13 protein-coding genes and 1 pseudogene are annotated in these 18503 nt (G+C 57.7%); 4 read left to right on the plus strand and 10 right to left on the minus strand.

From position 1 onward, the window contains the following. Positions 1 to 108: 108 nt before the first annotated feature. Entirely contained in the window at positions 109 to 1479 is a 1371-nt protein-coding gene (locus HACJB3_RS15420) for a uracil-xanthine permease family protein (protein WP_049934632.1), read from the plus strand. Between the two features lie 59 nt (positions 1480 to 1538). Here the strand turns inward: HACJB3_RS15420 and HACJB3_RS15425 are convergent, their stop codons facing one another. From HACJB3_RS15425 to HACJB3_RS15435, 3 genes are read right to left on the minus strand one after another with little or no spacing between them, the layout of a single operon-like run. Then, positions 1539 to 2975 (minus strand): amidohydrolase family protein, encoded by a 1437-nt coding sequence (locus HACJB3_RS15425; protein WP_008413859.1) that lies wholly within the window; start codon positions 2973 to 2975, stop codon positions 1539 to 1541. Between the two features lie 39 nt (positions 2976 to 3014). Next, a complete protein-coding gene (locus HACJB3_RS15430; protein WP_008413858.1) occupies positions 3015 to 5456 on the minus strand; it encodes a xanthine dehydrogenase family protein molybdopterin-binding subunit in 2442 nt (813 codons plus the stop codon). After that, positions 5453 to 6001, minus strand: coding sequence for a (2Fe-2S)-binding protein (locus HACJB3_RS15435; protein WP_008413857.1), 549 nt, complete (start codon positions 5999 to 6001; stop codon positions 5453 to 5455). Before HACJB3_RS15435 ends, HACJB3_RS15430 begins: the two co-directional genes overlap by 4 nt. Positions 6002 to 6746: 745 nt before the next feature. Between HACJB3_RS15435 and HACJB3_RS15440 the strand changes: the two genes are divergently transcribed. After that, positions 6747 to 7034 (plus strand): amphi-Trp domain-containing protein, encoded by a 288-nt coding sequence (locus tag HACJB3_RS15440; protein WP_008413856.1) that lies wholly within the window; start codon positions 6747 to 6749, stop codon positions 7032 to 7034. A gap of 301 nt (positions 7035 to 7335) precedes the next feature. Here the strand turns inward: HACJB3_RS15440 and HACJB3_RS15445 are convergent, their stop codons facing one another. The 4 genes and pseudogenes from HACJB3_RS15445 to HACJB3_RS15455 all read right to left on the minus strand — a co-directional run bounded on the left by HACJB3_RS15445 (position 7336) and on the right by HACJB3_RS15455 (position 11062). Continuing rightward, on the minus strand, positions 7336 to 8322 hold the full coding sequence (locus HACJB3_RS15445) for an LLM class flavin-dependent oxidoreductase (RefSeq protein WP_049934688.1): 987 nt from the start codon (positions 8320 to 8322) through the stop codon (positions 7336 to 7338). Positions 8323 to 8706: 384 nt separating this feature from the next. Continuing rightward, complete coding sequence (locus tag HACJB3_RS19975) at positions 8707 to 8991, minus strand: TspO/MBR family protein (RefSeq protein ID WP_008413854.1); 285 nt, start codon at positions 8989 to 8991, stop codon at positions 8707 to 8709. A 46-nt stretch (positions 8992 to 9037) separates the two neighbouring features. Then, a pseudogene (locus HACJB3_RS21115) lies at positions 9038 to 9175 on the minus strand (TspO/MBR family protein); the annotation flags it as partial. A 603-nt stretch (positions 9176 to 9778) separates the two neighbouring features. Then, the gene (locus tag HACJB3_RS15455) at positions 9779 to 11062 is read right to left on the minus strand and encodes a TIGR00341 family protein (RefSeq protein ID WP_049934634.1); all 1284 of its coding nucleotides are present in this window, start codon (positions 11060 to 11062) and stop codon (positions 9779 to 9781) included. 378 nt (positions 11063 to 11440) lie between these two features. Between HACJB3_RS15455 and HACJB3_RS15460 the strand changes: the two genes are divergently transcribed. Both HACJB3_RS15460 and HACJB3_RS15465 read left to right on the plus strand, forming a co-directional pair. Next, positions 11441 to 12676, plus strand: coding sequence for a mandelate racemase/muconate lactonizing enzyme family protein (locus HACJB3_RS15460; RefSeq protein ID WP_008413851.1), 1236 nt, complete (start codon positions 11441 to 11443; stop codon positions 12674 to 12676). A 251-nt stretch (positions 12677 to 12927) separates the two neighbouring features. Beyond that, positions 12928 to 13278 (plus strand): hypothetical protein, encoded by a 351-nt coding sequence (locus HACJB3_RS15465; RefSeq protein WP_008413849.1) that lies wholly within the window; start codon positions 12928 to 12930, stop codon positions 13276 to 13278. A gap of 547 nt (positions 13279 to 13825) precedes the next feature. Here the strand turns inward: HACJB3_RS15465 and HACJB3_RS15470 are convergent. The 3 genes from HACJB3_RS15470 to HACJB3_RS15480 form a co-directional block, all read right to left on the minus strand. After that, positions 13826 to 14695, minus strand: a complete 870-nt coding sequence (locus HACJB3_RS15470) for a hypothetical protein (RefSeq protein WP_008413845.1) — start codon at positions 14693 to 14695, stop codon at positions 13826 to 13828. 282 nt (positions 14696 to 14977) lie between these two features. Then, positions 14978 to 16486: a methyl-accepting chemotaxis protein gene (locus tag HACJB3_RS15475; RefSeq protein ID WP_008413843.1), complete on the minus strand. Its 1509-nt coding sequence runs from the start codon at positions 16484 to 16486 to the stop codon at positions 14978 to 14980. Positions 16487 to 17036: 550 nt separating this feature from the next. Further along, positions 17037 to 18494 (minus strand): ethanolamine ammonia-lyase reactivating factor EutA, encoded by a 1458-nt coding sequence (locus tag HACJB3_RS15480; RefSeq protein ID WP_008413840.1) that lies wholly within the window; start codon positions 18492 to 18494, stop codon positions 17037 to 17039. Between the last annotated feature and the right edge of the window lie 9 nt (positions 18495 to 18503).

Consider the following 18503-nt stretch of genomic DNA (forward strand, 5'->3'; position numbering starts at 1 on the left):
GCTCCAGTTGGATCGATACTGTTGGCTCGTCTAGTCACCCTTTGGATAGTCACGGAACCAATCAATGCAAAGGTTTAACATGGTACACGGTTATCACCTGATTGGAAAATGTCCAGTGAAAGCGGCGAAGGGATTGATTTAGCATACGGTCTCGACGAAAAACCACCGTTACCGAAATCGATTCTCCTTGCACTACAACATGTGTCTGTGATGATCGTCCCATCAACTGCAGTCGCGTTCATCGTCGCAGGAGCCGTAGGATTGGACGCTGCTAGCACTACGTACTTAGTCCAGATGGTAATCCTATTTGCTGGTGTAGCAACTGTCGTTCAGGCATACACCGTTGGTCCAGTCGGCGCGAGATTACCGATCGTCATGGGAACGAGTTTCGCCTTCGTCGGAGCGATGACGACGATCGGCGTCAATTCCGGTCTCGATGTCGTGTTCGGCTCGATCGTTGTCGCTGCAGTTGTGGTTCCGTTCCTGCTTGGATGGCAGTTCAAACGACTACAGTCGTTTTTCCCGCCGCTCGTTACCGGACTCATCGTTATCATTATCGGGTTATATCTCATCCCCGTTGGAATGGAATACTCCGCAGGTGGTGTCGGTGCGGCTGATTTCGGATCGGTCCAGAACCTCGCCCTTGCCGCGATAGTTCTGGGAATTACTGTCCTGTTCAACCTCCTTCTCAAGGGCGTCTGGCGGATGATGAGCATCCTGATCGGTATTAGTGTTGGCTACGCTCTCGCAATCGGTCTGGGTGTCGTTGACTTCGGTCCAGTCTCCGATGCAGCCTGGTTCGCCGTACCTACCCCTGGCGAGTTCGGCTTTAGTTTCGAGCCAGTGCCACTCCTTACGTTCGCCTTCCTCTTTCTCGTCTCGGGAATGGAAACGATCGGCGATATGTCCGGTATTACTGCTGCAGAGGGACGAAACCCAACGGGGGACGAGTTCCGGGGTGGGATTTTCGCTGATGGGTTTATCAGTGCCATTGGTGCCGTCTTCGGATCGTTTCCGCAAACGTCCTTCTCACAAAACGTCGGTATCATCAACTTTACCGGCATTATGAGTCGACACATCGTCGGCATCGGCGGAATCATTCTGATCGTTCTCGGACTCGTCCCAAAGATCGGAGCGATCGTCACGACGATTCCCTCGGCCGTTTTTGGCGGTGCGGTGCTCGTTATGGTGGGAATGGTAGCCGCAAGCGGTATGCGGTTGCTGTTTTTAAACATCGAAATGAACCGGCGGAACATGGTTATCATCGCGACCGCGCTCGGGCTCGGACTCGGTGTTGAGACCGTTCCTGATGCGCTTGCCGGACTCCCCCTCGGAGCACAAACCTTCTTCGGGGAACCAGTGATCGTCACCGGTCTCATCGGGTTGCTACTGAATACGTTCGTTCCGGGCGACTCTAGTCCCCTGTTCGATACGACCGATACGGTCCCTCCAGTTTCCGAGCCCGTTAACGACGATTAAATCGAAAAGTCGGATATAACAACAACTCAGCTGATAACTACTGATCGTCGTGAGTAGCGTTACTCGATCCCAGCTCTCTTGAGGATCCGTTCGGCGGTAGCTGTAGCGTCCGTGAGAAGTTCGGGAAGCGGCGTCTTCATACGGACTATCTCTCGACCATTCATCACGACCGTCCCTGCGCAAAGAACGGTCTCTACCTCCGACCCCTGTGAACCGTAGACGAGTGCGTGTACGGGATCCGGTGCTGGTGTGAGATGTGGCTGTTCGAGATCGATAATGGCGATATCGGCCTGCTTTCCCGTCTCTATCGAGCCGAGGGTATCGGCGTGGCCGATGGCTGCAGCAGCATCGCAGGTCACCATATCGAACGCCTTTTGTGCCGGAACAATGCTGGGGTCCTGATGATATCCTTTGTGTGCGGTCGCGACAGCACGCGCATCGGACAGGACGTTACTAGTGTCGTTCAGAATCGAGTTATCCGTCCCGATCGCTGTCAGCACGCCAGTATCGAGCATCGAAGCGACCGGCGCGAACCCGGTCGCGAGTCGCATATTCGCCCGGTAGTTGTGCACGACTGCGGTGCCGGTCCGCGCGAGTAATCGGATATCGCGTGCGTTCGTCTGCACGCAGTGACCGAGCAGCGCACGCTCGCCCAGACACCCGATGTTACGGAGATATTCGATGCTCGAGAGCGCACCCCGCTCTCTGACTTCGGCTTTCGCTTCCGCGACGTGAGTGGTCGTCATCACGTCGTACTCCTCGGCGAGACGATACGCACCTCGGAGGGCGTCGGCCGTGGTCGTCGCGAGCGTTGCGGGCGCCGGCCAAACCGATTGCCTCCCGCCTTCGCTGTGGAACTCCTCAATGAGGGCTGTGGTGTTATCGAGGGCGTCTTCGGTTTCCACGATCAGCGCACCGGGGCCAGGATGAACCGAATCGGGATCGTGCGCTGTAATGTCAGCGAACAACTGCTCGAACCCCTCGTCCGGCGGAAGGTCCCTGATTCCGGCACCGTAGATGTTCCGTACTCCCATCTCCGCGTACACGTCGAGCTTGCGCCGGGTCGGGTCGAGATCCGTCCAGTCGAGTGCCGTATCGTTCTCGACGAACGTCGTGGTTCCCGACCGTAACGCTTCGATACAGTACAACCGCGCTGCGAGTGCGTGCTCTTCGGGCTGCATCTCGAACAGCGCTGGTTGTTTGACATTGAACAGCCAATCGTACAGACCCCGACCCTCTGCGAATGTTCCTCGTAGAAAGATATCGGAAACGTGTGTATGTGCATTGATTAATCCCGGTATCACTGCCCCTCTCTCGGCGTCAATAATCCGAGCCGGCGACGTTTCGGCCCCGAGACGATCGGCCGAACCAACAGCGGTAATCCGGCCGTCAGTCACTGCGACCGCACCCTCAGTAATGATCTGCCTGTCCTCGTTCTGGGTAATAATCGTTCCGTTGGTTATCAGTATATCTGTCATAGTATTAGTGACCGTCATATCGATTCAGTCGATCCCCTGAACCCGTTTCGAGTTCGATCAGCTCTCGTCGAGTTGTGCCCGTATCTTCTCGGCCGTGATCGGAAGCTCGTTGACTCGAACCCCGACCGCACGACGGATCGCGTTACTCAACGCCGGCGGAACGCCGTTGACGGGGATCTCGGCGACGGACTTCGCGCCGAACGGCCCCGTCGGTTCGTGCGTCTCGACGAGGATCGATTCGAGCGGCGGCTGATCGGCTGTCGTCGGCATCCCGTACTCACGAAAGCCGAGCGTCTCGGGCCTGCCGTCCTCGTCGAACGAGAGCCCCGCGGAGGTAGCCAGCTCGTAGCTCATGTGCATCGCCCCGTCGACCTGCCCCTCTGCGAGGTCGGGGTTGATCGCGACGCCACAGTCGACCGCGAAGACGAGTTTGTGGACTTCGAACTCGCCGGTCTCCTCGTTTACGGTCACGTCGGCGAACTGCGCGCCGAAGGGTGGCGGCGACTCGTCGGTCGAGAAACTCGCTTGTCCCATCACCTGTGCGCGCAGTTCGTCGCCGTAGATCGACTCGTAGCCGATCTCTTCTATTAGCACCGACTCGCCCGTCTGCTCGGAGTACACCGCTCCGTCGCGAGCTTCGAGGACCTCGGCCGGCTCCGCAAGCATTCGCGAGGCGAACTCGAAGAGCTGTGTTCTCGCGTCCTCGGCGGCCTCTTTTACCGCACTCCCGGTGACGTACGTCGTCGAGGAGGCGTACGCACCGTAGTCGAACGGCGAAACGTCCGTATCCGAGGGCTGGACGAGGACGTCCGCCGGCTCGACGCCGAGCACTTCAGCGGCGATCTGGGCCATCGCGGTGTCGGCTCCGGGACCGATATCGACGGCCCCGGTCTGCAGGATGAACGAGCCATCCTCGTTCATCTTGATGTGTGCGGCGCCGAGTTCGTCGCCAGCGACGCCGCTTTTCTGTGCGGTGAGGGCGACGCCACAGGCGCGGTGGAGATGGTCCTCGTCGGGCTGTTCGATGTCGTCCCAGCCGATGGCCGCCTTCCCCGCGGCGATACAGTCGTCGATACCGCACGAGCGGATCCGACGGACGTGCTCGCCGTTCGTCGTGACGCCCGACGCGGTGTCGAGATCGCCATGTCCGATGAGGTTCCGCGAGCGGAGTTCGAGGGAGTCGATTCCCAGTTCGTCGGCGACCTCGTCCATGTGGCCCTCGAGCGCGAAGTGGCCTTGTGGCGCTCCGTAGCCGCGTATCGCACCGCCGATCGGGAGGTTCGTGTGGACGGCCTTCATCTCGAAGCGGATGTTCGGCGTATGCGTGTACAAGGGCAGGGGCTTGGTCGCGATGGAGCCGGTGACCGTCAGCCCGTGTGGGCCGTACGCACCCGAGTTTGTGATCGCCGACATGTCGAGTGCCTCGATATCGCCCTCCTTGGTGACGACGCTTCGGAGCCGAACGCGGGCGGGACGTCGCGATCGCATCGCGTAGAACTCCTCGCGGCGCGTGGCCTCCAGTTTCACCGGCCGGTCGGCGGCCAGCATCAACGCCATCGTGATGGGCTCGATCAGCATCGACTGCTTGGAGCCGAACCCGGCACCGATCCGCGGTTTGCTCACCCGAATATCCCGGATCGGAACGTCGAACAGATGTGCGAGTTGTCGGCGCGTATGGTACGGGACCTGCGTGCTCGTAATGAGGTGAAACCGGTTGTCCTCGTCGCGATGGGCGATCGTCGTATGCGGCTCGGGGACACAGTGGGACTGATACGGCGTCTCCCACTCGGTTTCGGTGACGATCCAGTCGTCCCTAGTCGCCGCCTCCTCGAACGCGCCATCCACGTCACCGATCTCGCCATCGGTGTGGGCCTCAATGTTCCGTTCGTAGTCCGCGCCCGGCTGGCTGTTCTCCACCCGGTCGGCGTCGTGTATCTGCGGCGCGTCGGGCTCCATCGCCGCTTCCGTGTCGAAGACGGCGTCCAGTTTCTCGTACGTGACGTCGATCGCTCTGATAGCCTTATCCGCAGTGCTGGCGTCCGTGGCCGCTACCGCGGCGATCGGATCGCCGACGAAGCGCACCTTTCGTCGGAGGACGGTCAGATCCCACGGGCTCGGCTCGGGATAGGACTGTCCTGCGGAGGTGTACGTCGTATCAGGCACCTCCTCGGAGTCCGGTGTGATAACCGCATAAACGCCGTCCATCCCCTCGGCGGCGCTCGTATCGATCTCGGTTGCGTATCCGTGTGCGATATCCGACCGCAAAACGGCCGCCTCGGCGAGAGTAGGGAAGTTCCGCGCGTAGTCGGCGGTGTACTTCGATTCACCCGTGACGATCTTTCGAGCATCGGTTTTCTCCTCCCGTTTGGAGACGGCCTGTCGCTCGCCCGCCGTCTTTCGGTTGTTCGGGCTCTCGTCCCATTCGAGTGGATGGTCGGTTTCGGCCGACGAGGACTGTTGTTGGTCGTCGCTTTCGGTTGGCTCGTCGGTTCTGCTCATCTGCGTTCACCGCGGGGACACCCGTCGTTCGAACACGCGTTCGGAGCTACGACTGTGTCGCCACCGTCGGTAGCGACGGTTTGCTCGTCGTTCATCCGTCCGGCGGCGTCCTGTACGGCATCGATGATCTTCTCGTAGCCGGTACACCGACAGAGGTTGCCCGAGAGTCCATCACGGATCTCCGCTTCGGTGGGATCGGGAGTGTCTGCGAGTAAGCTCCGTGTCTGCATGATCATCCCGGGAATACAGAACCCACACTGGAGGGCAGCGTTGTCCACGAATGCGGCTTGGATGGGATGGAGGTCGTCCTGGGTGCCCAGACTCTCGATCGTCTCGACTGTTGCCCCGTCGATGGTAGCAACCGGTTTGATACAGGAACGTTCGGGTTCGCCGTCGACGACTACGGTACAGAATCCACAGTTACCCGTATCACAGCCGCGTTTCGCGCCGGTATAGCCATTGCATCGGAGGACATCGAGGAGCGAGTCCGAGCGTTCGGCTTCGAACGTTCGTTTAGCCCCATTCAAGGTAATGTCTATTTCCATGGGTATGGATCGTTCATGTGTGACGGTAACACATATATGTGCCGGTCGAATAGCCAATCCATGTATACGGCGGTGGATTCGTGGAGTATCACCACATCCAGGATTGGAGAGCGTATCAGACAGTCCCTCGAATACAATCCTCTCTCGGGGTCACGACGGTCGTCAACGTCGAACCACAAAGCGTGTACGGTCGGAAAAGCGGGAATCGACCGTTCCCGACGTGATCGGGAACGGATTGTGACCCCGGTTGGACTCTATCCGGGTGCCGATACGCCGGCCACAGTCGCATCGAGCATTGTCCCGGTAATCGCTGTGATCAATACCCGTCACAACGGTGGCCGGCTTATAGACCAAGCAGATCCTATTCATCAACGTCAGCCGACCCCATCAGAACACTAACACTCTCAAGGTACTACTAATAGAAACGCCTGCAACGAACTAAACGATACAAACGACCAAAACGAATGCAACGAACGAGATGCGTATCAGAACACCTTGCGCTTTAGAGATCGGTTTCGGTGGTGGACACACCCGATAATCGACACGGGAGGCGATCGAGAGAGTTCGTGAGTAGAGAACCACCTACACTCGTGGCGAAAGATCTGTGAGGGATCCATTCTGCTGCTGATTGAGGCACCGTATGCTTTCTCATCCGTTCTATAAATAATCGTAGATAAATACTTCGTACACCTAGTGATCACTACAGCGAACACACTTATCCCAATGGGCGTGTAAAGAAGAGCGTATGCCCGAAGAAGTCCTGTTCAAGTCCGAGAGTACTCAAAGCCGAGATGAGATCGCCTCATACTTCCGAAGCGTTGCTGAGAAACTCGAAGAGGGGAGCGCCATTACGTTGAAAGCGGGATCCGAATCCGTCACGATGGAGCCACCCGCCCAACCGACGTTCGAAGTCAAAGCCGAACGCGAAGGCCCAACGAACGGTCCCGGAGAGTTAAGCATCGAATTTGAACTCGAATGGGACGAGACTAGTGACGACGATGGGGAAAGTACCGGAACCTTAGAAATCGAATGAGCAGCGACCGCTGTTAATATATGACAACTCCTGAACGTAGTTGACGGCCCATGCCTGCCGTGAGCAGCTATCCTTCGGGAATAGATGTGAAGTAGAGCTTCAACGGAACCAACGGTATACCACTACTGAACAATGGTGGACCCCTATAGAGTCATTGTCGCCTCCATCGACGGTAGTGAGGTTGCTCTTGGTGCGCTAAATCACGTTAGGATACTCGAAGGGAAACAGTGACCAGATCACTCTAGATAGATCGTTTCGACCGTGTTTGATCGGCGTTTACTGGGAGATATTACCGGTCCTGTTATTGTATTGTACTGGCGATCGACGAGAATACTCCCAGCTGACGACGCTGATCGGTGGTGGGGAACCTGACGACGAACTGTTCGACACCTGCCTCTATGTAGTCGGCCAATAGCGATTCGACCGCCGCTGGCGTCCCGAACGCACCGCGTTTCCGGATCTTCGCATCGGAGAGTGACCGGTCGGACTGATAGGTGATCTGCTCTCCGTAGTAATTGTGGTAGAACTCACGTGCGTCATCGAGAGCCTCCGACTCGGAGTCAGCGACGATTACGTCGAGATAATACCCCGGCGTTATCGCCTCGGCAGGTCGGCCGGCCTCGACGAGCAACTCTCGAATGTGATCTAAGCCTCCAGCATACGTCTCGGGCGCCATCGCGATCGGAAGCCACCCGTCTCCATGATTTGTGAGGCGACGCCGTATCGTCCCTGGAAACCCGCTACTCGGATCGAAGGCCGCCGATGCAACGTAGATTGGTGGCTTTCGTGCCGGTTCGAATCCGATTGCCGCGTCCTCAAGGGAGTAGTGATCGCCGTCGTAATCGATTGTAGCCCCCTTCCAGAGCTCGGACACGACGGCAAGCGCTTCGTTGAGGGTCGCCCCGCGGCGCTCGTCGTCGATACCGAGTTGTCGCATCTCTTCACGTTCGGGTGGTCTGACGCCCAACGACAGGCGACCACCGCTCAACTGGTCAAGCGTTGCCGTCATGTGAGCGACGTGGACCGGATGGCGGAGCACCGGCAGGTACACCGCAGTTCCTACCCCGATCGACTCGGTCGCCGCCGAAATCGCGCCGAGCGTAACAAGTGGCTCGAGGCGTGGTTTCGCGAGGACGCTGTCGCCGACCCACGCCGAATCGTAGCCGAGCGATTCGGCACGCTGGGCGAGCCCGACGATGTCGGCGTCGGCGCGGGCAGTGAGTTCCGTTGTCGACGTGCTTGAAAAGACGATTCCTCGTGTCGGTAGTAAATATCCGAACGTGGTCACGATAATCCTACCGTGGTTGATGAAGGCGATCGTGATAACTGTGCGTCCGTCACAGTAGCACACGTCTAACTCGCTCACTGCCGACGTTCGATCGATGTCCGTTCGGCAGTTCACATACGAATCGACCTCCTTTCGCGCCTGAAGACGCGAGTATGCGCTCGCAGTATCCATCACTGGAAGTAGCGAGCATCACCGGTGAGGACTTCGTTGACAGAGAAGTGAGTCGATCGGTGTCGGGCACAGACGACCGAGCGATTCAGGATCGGCTTCGGGGGTATGCGTAGATCCCGTCGACGACACACTAGGTGTGATACTCGTCTTACCGAGTGGATTATCGCGAGCGGAGTCGATCCGTGACGAGTCTGTACGGACACGCATCGACACTCAGGAGTTAAGCCGCCAGCCTTGGTAGTTAAGAACAGTAGCGAACGAGATCCACGCGAGGTAGGGCACGAGGAGGACTGCTGCGCGGAGACTGACGCGGGCGAACGCGAGTAGTGTCATAACGACCGCGATCACCAAGGGAACGAACATCACGAAACCAACGAGATACCCTCGTCCACCGGTTGCCCGAGAGCCGAAGACGACGAACGACCACGCGCTGTTGAGGCCGAGCTGAGCGACGAAAAACCCGGCGTCCGATTTTACCAGCAGGTGTCCTGCGGGCATCCCGCCACACGAGATAGAGCGCAACACCCATCAGTGCATAGAGAACGTTCCATACCAACGGAACAACCCATCCGGGGGGAGAAAGCGACGGCTCAACAGCATCACTCTCAGTGAGGACAGCGATGTCTTCCGCAGTGAGAGCTCCTGGAACGATTCCCGCCAACTCGCAGAATCCGATAGCCAAAGCGAGTCCCGGCTAGTCGTCACGCGAGAGGGATCCCTCCCGAACGCCACAGTGAGAGTGCTCTATTTGCGTATCGTCTTTATTCTTGTTCGAAAACATGGCGTTCATTGGTTCGCTGACGCTATTTGCTTTGCTCTCCGCATAGCCTCAGTTCCACATCAGTATGGGCTTGCACGGTCGGTCGAGCCAGCGCCCGCCCGATTAGTACGCTGTTTTGACCACCCGCGGATGGGAGCACCCAGCATCCTGAATCGATACGTTGTGGTCAACCGTTTCCGATCTGTTCCTTCGTTTGAGGATGGCCCACCACGATTCTTCCAACGGTCGCTCAACCAATCACGTGTGAGCTCCTCTCCGATCCCGACCCTGAATTGAACATGGCAGCGACGCTGCGGCGACTAAGAATATCCGGATGCAGGCGTTCAAGTAGTACAGTATAGACCGATCTCGACGGTGATCCATTAGATAGTCCGTTTGAAAAGCATCCATATGCGACGAGTCAGCCGTGGGACGGTGATGTGTGATAGAGGATTCTGTACTGGGGTCTGTCCGTATAGTCAAAATCAATCAAGCTACTTTCGAGGGATAGAAACAGATACCTGATTAGGTTGAACTCTGACCCCGAACGAATTCAACGTCAACAGCGACTTCCTCTCCTGTCTCATTCGTTAGGCGGTCGTCGAGACGCTGAGCTACGTCAGGTGGTAGTTGTGTGTTCGGACCGTGTGAGACGACAACGGTCACTTCAGCTGGATTTCCGAGGAGGACATCGTCGATATCATAGTCGACCGTCGTTGACTCGAACTGCAAGTCACCAAACTGGCTGCTATCGAACATCGCTTCGGCTTCGATATTGGCGCTAGTCTCGACAGTTCCAACTTCGAAGGATGCCCAAGTGACCGCACCGAGGACAGCGGAGAGGAGAAGCAGGCTAAGAACGATAGTTCCGATCCGAACACGGACATCGTGACGTGCCTGAATCGTCTGCTCGGCCTTTTCAGGACGGTAGCCGGCGACCCATAAGAGAATGAGTGCCGAGAGATTGATCGCAAGCAGGTTCACTAGGACAAGAACGCCAGCAGTGAGGACGACCCCTGGATTGCCCCATGCGAGACCGAGACCTGCCGTGGCAGCAGGCGGGATCAGTGCCACCGCGATGGCGACTCCCACGAGTGCCGATCCCGACCCTCGGATAATGCTTACAGCGCCGGCAACTCCGGATCCGAGTGCGAGAAACAGCGAGAGAAAGTTCGGGGAAGTCCGTTCAAGCACCTGTGGAATCGTTCGGATGTCTACCGGCGGTAACAGGGCAGTCTCTTTCAACAGTATTCCAAGGCCGGCAGCCGTTAGGACTGCAGTGAGCAAACCGGTTATCTGCAGTGTCACACCACGAGATGTTATATCGGAGTCGGCCAACACTGCTCCGACACTGGCCGAGATAGCGGGCCCCATCAACGGGGCGATGACCATTGCGCCGATGATAGTTGCCGCCGAGTCGAGAAGCAGCCCTGTCGTAGCGATGAGCGTACTCACGATGAGGAAAATGAAGAACGTCGAGGCTGCAGGGGCAAGGTCTTCGGTATGTGCGATGAGTTCGTCGCGTGCAATACGATGGCCCTGATAGCGGTCTTTGAGGGAGTCTATTCGCTCGGAGACGACTGTTTCCGTCGGCAGAACAATCGTATAGGACTGTTCCTTGATGCCTGCAGCATACAGCTTTTCAAGTACGGGTTCAACTCCGGCATCGGGGAGTGGGAAGGAAACCAACGCTTCGAACTCCCCGCGGCCAGTCTCTTCATAGATCGCATAATCGATCCGTTCGTCATCAAGTGCCGCAAGAACGTTCATTCGATCTCCGTCGGGGATAAGCACTTGTACGAGACGCATAGACTCAGTAAGTGTCAATAGAATATAAAGAATGTTTTTACTTTCCGTTACCTTTTCCTGGATCAGTATCGATGCTATTCAAAACACTTGATACAATCCGGTTTTATTTGAGTGAATTCTTACATAAATTCTGAGGACTCGTCTGGTTGTTCTCGTCACGGATTGCTAGCTACGGTGATTCCCATGAAAGAAATACATTTATCTTTATGAATATATGGCAGGCTGATTCATTCACAAAGCCGATAGCGACGAACAATAGTGGGGTAAGAGGGAGACTCGAGGAACCGGTCGCAGGGTGCAGACAACGTATCGACGGAACCCAATAGGGAAGCCTTCGATAACAACCCTGAAATATCCCACTGTAGATGTCACGAGTGCATGCCTAACTATCGGGACCTCCACGATCCCAACGCAGAGTATACGATGCGGGACCTTTCAGGCGAGACGATGGGGTTAACTGCCGACCGCGGCCAGCGGGACGTCGAGATCACCGACGTCCAGACGACGATGGTCGACGGGAACTACCCGTGGATCCTCGTGCGCGTCTACACTGACGCGGGCATCATCGGTAACGGCGAGTGCTATTGGGGTGGCGGCGACGCCGAGATTATCGAGCGGATGGCTCCCTTCATCATCGGTGAGAACCCGATGGACATCGACCGCCTGTACGAACACCTCATTCAGAAGATGTCCGGCGAGGGCTCGATCTCAGGTAAGACCATCTCGGCGATCTCCGGGATCGAGATCGCGCTCCACGACATTACGGGCAAGCTCCTCGACGTCCCCGCCTACCAGCTCGTCGGCGGGAAGTACCGCGATGAGGTGCGCGTCTACTGTGACCTTCACACCGAAAACGAGGCCGACCCGCAGGCCTGTGCCGACGAGGGCGAGCGCGTCGTCGAGGAACTCGGGTACGACGCGATCAAGTTCGACCTCGACGTCCCCTCTGGCCACGAAAAGGACCGCGCGAACCGCCACCTGCGCGGTCCGGAGGTCGACCACAAGGTCGAGATCGTCGAGGCAGTCACCGAACGTGTCGGCGATCGGGCCGACGTCGCCTTCGACTGTCACTGGTCCTTTTCGGCTGGTTCGGCCAAACGTCTCGTGACCGCGCTCGAGGACTACGACGTCTGGTGGCTCGAAGACCCCGTTCCGCCGGAGAACCACGACGTCCAGCGTGAGATCACCCAGTTCACTGCGACGCCGATCACGGTCGGGGAAAACGTCTACCGAACCCACGGCCAGCGCCGACTGCTCGAGGAGCAAGCGGTCGACATCCTCGCACCCGACCTGCCGCGGGTCGGGGGGATGCGCGAAACGATGAAGATCGCGATCCTTGCCGATCTCTACTACGTACCAATTGCGATGCACAACGTTTCCTCACCGATCGGAACGATGGCGAGCGCGCAGGTCGCTGCCGCCATCCCCAACTCGCTGGCACTGGAGTACCACTCCTACGAGCTGGGCTGGTGGGAAGACCTCGTCGAGGAAGACGACCTCATCGAGGACGGCCGGATGGCGGTCCCCGAGAAGCCGGGTCTCGGGCTGACGCTCGACCTGGATGCCGTCGAGGAGCATATGGTTTCAGGCGAGGAGTTGTTCGACGAGGCCTGAGACCTCGTCGAGTCGGTATATCGTTGGTTTGCGCCGATCGGCGAAGCGTAACTCATACTGGAATATGGCGCCTCTTCGATCCGTCCGACGCCGTTTATTAAGAACGGCATGGCCGATTACGGGATCAGTTCTCTACGAGGAGGCACTCGTTTGCGACGGGATCGTACTCCGTGCCCGTTTCTCCGTGAGGTAGTCGACTTGCGACTGATTGCCTTGCTCTTTAGTCCCTTCAGCTAGAGAGCCTAGATACAATGATTGGACTGACGCTCGGTAAGAAAGCGCTAACGTTCGGGTACAAACGTGCTGGTATCCCCGGTGCGATTGCAACTGGCAGCGCTGCCGCCGTCGGTTATGTCGTCATCAAACGCGCCCTCAAGTCGAATACGAACGGAAGTAACGTCGATACGGCAATCGATACTGATCAGATCAAATCAGCTGTTGATGAGAAAGGAGTCGGTGCAGTGACCGACAAGGAGACGCTGGAATCCGCCGTTGACGAAGACCAACTCGGGACCGATCTCGATATGGATGACGTCCAGTCCGATGCCGAAGACGAAGCCGAGAGCGTAGACCAAGATACCGACTCGGATACTACTACGTGAGCCCCATCCAGGTCGTGGACTCCTGACGTAGTTTTAGGAACTATCCGTGGTCGATTACGCCGAGAAGGTGCCTGAACGAGTAACTGGATTCCAGTTGTCACGGTCTCTGTTACCGTCGTACAAAAATTCGTTTCCGTATCGGGACGTTCCGTTAGCGATTCGGGGGTATCGAGGGGGTCTGCCCACAGCATGAACCGCTCGAAGCCGATCGGTACGACGACGACGGCGAAGATGAACGCGGTAAGGGCGACGAAACCGACGATGAAGTGTCTGGATCGAAAACCCATGGATCCCTCTATGGCGATTTGAGAGAGTAGTGGTTGCGTGAGAGGAGCGTGGCGCTGTCATGGTCTAGTAAACGATCCAGGTCATCCTCTTGCAGTCCGATCAACGGAAAGTGCCAATCGGAGACGAGGACTGTAGCACCTCTGAGCCAGCGGATAGCGTACTCGGTACAGCGGACCAGCGCAACTACGTCTCGTTGAAGCCAGTGACAAACGCTTTTCGACTAGAAGCGTTGGTTATGGACACGGACGAGGCGCTTGGATTAGCTATCGGTTTTGCAGTCCTCGTTCGTCGTCTGTGTGCTTTCCGAGGGTTCGGATTCCTCGCCACCGGTATTAATCGTCAGTCGATAGGTTTCCTTCGCGAGCAGATCCGCGGCAGTCGTCTCGTCGTCAGGACCGATATGCAAGTAATACGTTCCAGTTGTTGTCCTCACGGTTGCCTGTGAACCATCGACCTCGACGGTTTCATCGTCGGGCGTATACAGGACGAGCGCCTGATCGAACAAGTCTGCCTCTTGAACGATCTCGTAATCGATCGTGAGTTCGTCGTTCTCGTCCACCTCGACGGCGAACCAATCGTGGTCGTAGCCGGTGATAACGCCCTCGACAGTTTCGCTTGCTTCGAACGGAGTGGCGTCCTCTCGGCGCTCGTTCGGATCAAATCGATCGAGTGCGACCGTCTCGATCGACAGTGTGTACTCGATAGATTCAGTAGCTGAAGCATCGATGCCAGTCACGCGAACGCAGTAGTGGCCCGTCTGTTCGGCGACATCGCCGCCCACGACCGAATCGAGATCGGGGAACTCCTCTGCGTTGGTTGCGTATGCACCTCGGTTCGGGTTGTCGGTGGGGAGTTCGCCGACCTCAGTCCCGTCGGGAGCAACGAGTGTCATCCTTGCATCCTGACCCGGTTGGAGGTTTTGAACCGTCATCTCGATCTCGATTCCCTCCCCTGCAGTCACCTCAACGGTGTACGTATCGCGTTGCGTATCCCCTTCGAGGATCCCCTCGTATGTCGTCTTCGTCCCCGTTCTATCGGCACTCTTGGTCCTTTCAGTCCCGTGTTCGTCACCGGTGACGGCTCCAGCGAAGACGCTGCTGCCGAGTAGCGCTCCGACCCTTCCCAGCACGTATCGTCTGTTAAATATTCCTCCTCTCATGCCTGTCACCCTCCGAGGGGATGGAAGGTCTTAACGTTCAGCTAGGACATATTCTTTCTGTAGAACGACACCACTGGTAGCTGCTCCGTCCATCATCACGGCTTCTTCCACCGTCATAGCCCGCATCACTACAGCCCGAACGTTCGTATCGACTATGGCCGAGAAACGAACGGCGGAGAGAACACAGAGCGCAACGAACTGACGCTGTGGGTGGGATCATGGTTCGGACTCGAACTGGCGTCGGTGCTGCCGTCAGACCGCTTCGGTCCCTCCCTCGGTGTCCGACTGGTCGTCACGGAGGCGCCGAACGCGGGCTTTCAATTCGGCGATGGCCTCGGTCTGGTCGTCCGTCGCCGCTACGATGTTGTCCGCAGCCCCCTCCGTCTCTGATGCGTGTTCGCGCGCCTCTTCTAACGTCGCGGTCAGCTCCTCGACTGTCGCCGCTTGGTCTTCGGTCGCCTGCGAAACCCCTGCAATACCGTCCGCGGACTGGTCGATGGCCGTCGCAATATCTCCGAGCGCCGCCAATACATCCGATATTTGGTCGCTTGCGGCCTCTATCTGGTGGTGAGACTGCTTGGCCGCGCCGACGGTAGAATCGGTCTGTGCTTGTAATTCGTTGATGTTCGTCGTGATCTGCTCCGTGTGCTGGCGCGTCTCGTTGGCCAGCGACTTTACCTCGTTTGCAACGACGGTGAACCCCTCTCCCTCCTTGCCTGCACGGGCCGCCTCGATGTTGGCGTTCAGGGCCAGCAGATTGGTCTGTTCGGCCACGTCGGAGATGACCTCGACTACGTTCTCGATGTCGTCCATCCGTTCGCCGAGGTCGGTGACGCTCTCGACGAGTTCCTCACCGAGGTCGGTGACCTCCTCGGTTGCGGTTCGAGCGTCTTCGGAGGCGTCGAGCCCCTCGTTGGCTGCCTTACGAGCAGTCTCGGCGGCGGTGTCGACCTGTTCGGCGGTAGCGGCGACTTCCTCCATACTCGCCGAGAACGACTGCATATCGTTGACACTCTCGATCAGTAGGTCGTTCTGGTTATCGACGTTACTGGCAATATTGCTCGAGGCAGCGACTGCTCGCTTAACGGACTCATCAAGGACGGCTGCCTGCTGGTCAACGCGGACCACGACGTCCTGGAGGTTGTCGGCCATCTTGTTCACCTCGTCGACGACACCGAGCAGATGGGAGTCGATAGTGTCGCTGTCAGTAAACGACGCACGCGCGTCGAGGTGACCGGCTGTCAGCGCTTGGAGCGTCGTCGATACTTCATCGACCAGCGCCTCGGTCGCTTCCTGGCGCTGGCGCTCCTCGGTCAGGTCTTGTGCCATTTCGATAGCACCGACCAGTTCGTCGTCCTCGTAGAGCGGCATCACGGTAATGCGGGCGTACCGCGCAACGTCACCGCTATGATCGCTGACACGGTCTTCCTTGACGTACAGGTGACGTGACCGATCTTCGAGCCGCAGTCCGTAGACTTCGTCGGCACGCTTGGGTGCGGCGAGTACCTGCTCGATCATCGTGTCTTCAGGGATGTCGTAGAGCATCATACCGATGTCTGCACGGTCGAGTGCACGATCGGCGGGGATGCCAGTGAGCTCTTCCATCCCGTGATTCCACGCTCTGACCTTCCCTTCGACGTCGATCATGAAGACGGCTTGTGGTATCCCGCTGAGCAAGACCTGGTCGGACACGCCTAACTCTTCGATATTCGTTCCCTCTGGCACCGACTCGACCGCGTCCGATGTGCTATCGGAATCCATTATTTATATTATACTTATTTCAAATAAATAGTTTTATTTGAAATATCCATAAATAATATTAGGAAAAATGAGAGTGATGAAAGTACTGGCGACTCGATTGATGCACCTCCACATCCGAAATTTAATACCCAGATTCGTTTCATTTGGACCGGACTACCCGGTTGCCGATGTTTACGCAGGTACATACGCGACCGAGTTCGTTATCTGCGTCCCCGACGGGGATAGTGAACGCTCCGCTCAAACGGTGAACTGACGACTCACTACAGATACGAACGAGGATCAAAGGACCGTTCAGGCCTACGATCTTTAAGGGAACAGTCTTCCAGTATCCAAAATAAACAACAGGGGATCGATAAACGAATAAATGAGGTCCGAGCACTCAGTGTAAAATATATCAAAGAGCTAATATATTTCTCCCGATAGCGAGAGACCGATGGGATGGAGACCCACCGCTCGGACTTGGAAGCGAATTCAGCGCAGTCCATGGGGTCTTCACTACGCGCCTTCACACCTCACGAAAACCCGAACGAACTCCTAGTAGTGGTCACGTCTAAGAACGCTGGTTGAATGCGAGAGATTTGATAATCACGGGAACGGGTCCACCAGCACTGACCGGTTCACCAATATCGAGATACTCCCCTTCGGTGACGACGACCTCGTCGATGAGAACGTGGGGTATCGATGTCTCGATGGCGGTTTCGAGTCGCTGCCCAAGAGCTTTGGCACAGTTCTGTCGAGCCAAGATGATGCACGGCTGGCCATTGAGCGGTCGCGAATACACTTGAGCAAGCGCCTCGGCAAGGGTTGCTATGCGCTCGTAACTCAACGGAGAGATCGATGGCAAGTAGAGCACGAACGGCGCTCCGTCAGCGATCTCGTATACCTGCGTTCCGTGGGTTACACATGCTGCCAGCCGGTCCGTGATAGCATCTAAAGTCTGTTCAGCGTCGACGACGGGTCCCTCGATGACGGGGAGGTTCTTCACCGGTAGAAGCGATGCGTCGATATCGGTTGTCGTCCCGCTGAACGACGTCGCCTTCGTACCAGCACCGATGACGGTCGCCCTGATATCCTCGTCCGGGACTATGACCCGAAACGACCGTCTCTCGATCCGCTCTTTGAGCGTGGTCGCGAGGATGACCCCGAGATCACCGAACTCGAACGGCGACTCGCCGACTCGATCGGCGGGATCGGCGAGCAACCGGCCGACCCCGCCGCTGAACGTGATCTCGTCGACGTCATGGTCCATGTAGTCCGAGGAACCGATCGTCACCGACTCCGTCATCGGGCTAATGGGATTGCCGTCGATGGTATCAACGATCGCCTCCGCCATCGTTGTCGCGATCTCGGACAGTTGGTCATCCGCGGGTCGAGTCCCGATTGATATCGTGAGGTTCGCGTCGGCGAGCAACCGCGCTGCTGGTTCCGAGATGTGCGTTAGGAGACCGTCATCGTCGAACCGGAGGAGGCGGCCGCCGATATCCAGACACCGCGTTTCGACGGCGTCCTCGCCGTCGAACAGACACATGTTGGTGGTCCCGCCACCGATATCGACGTTGAGTAGTGCCCGGCCCGTCGCCACGGCGCGCGCCGCGGCACCGGATCCCCTGCCCGCCAGAATCGCCTCCAGTTCGGGACCCGCCGCCGCGACGACGAAATCGCCCGTGTCGTCGGCGATCCGCGTCACCAGTTCCTCGGCGTTCTCCTTGTAGGAAGACTCGCCCGTGACGATGACGGCACCGCTGTCGATCGATTCTATGGGACAGTCTGCACACGCCAGCTCCGAGGCGACCAGTTCACTGATCGCCTCGACGTCGAGCGTGCGTTGATCCAGGAGCGGGGTTTCGTGGATTTCGCCACGGTAGACGATCCGAGTGTCGACGATTTCGACGCCGAGATCGCCGAGGGCCGCTCCCCCGATCGTCAGTTCGCTCACGACGACTTGCGTCGTCGTGGTACCAATGTCGATGCCGACGCTTGTCAGGGTCGGCGCATCACCGTCGGCCATGGACCCTCC

Origin of the sequence: Halalkalicoccus jeotgali B3 (assembly GCF_000196895.1) — an archaeon.
GTDB classification, from domain to species: Archaea; Halobacteriota; Halobacteria; order Halobacteriales; family Halalkalicoccaceae; genus Halalkalicoccus; species Halalkalicoccus jeotgali.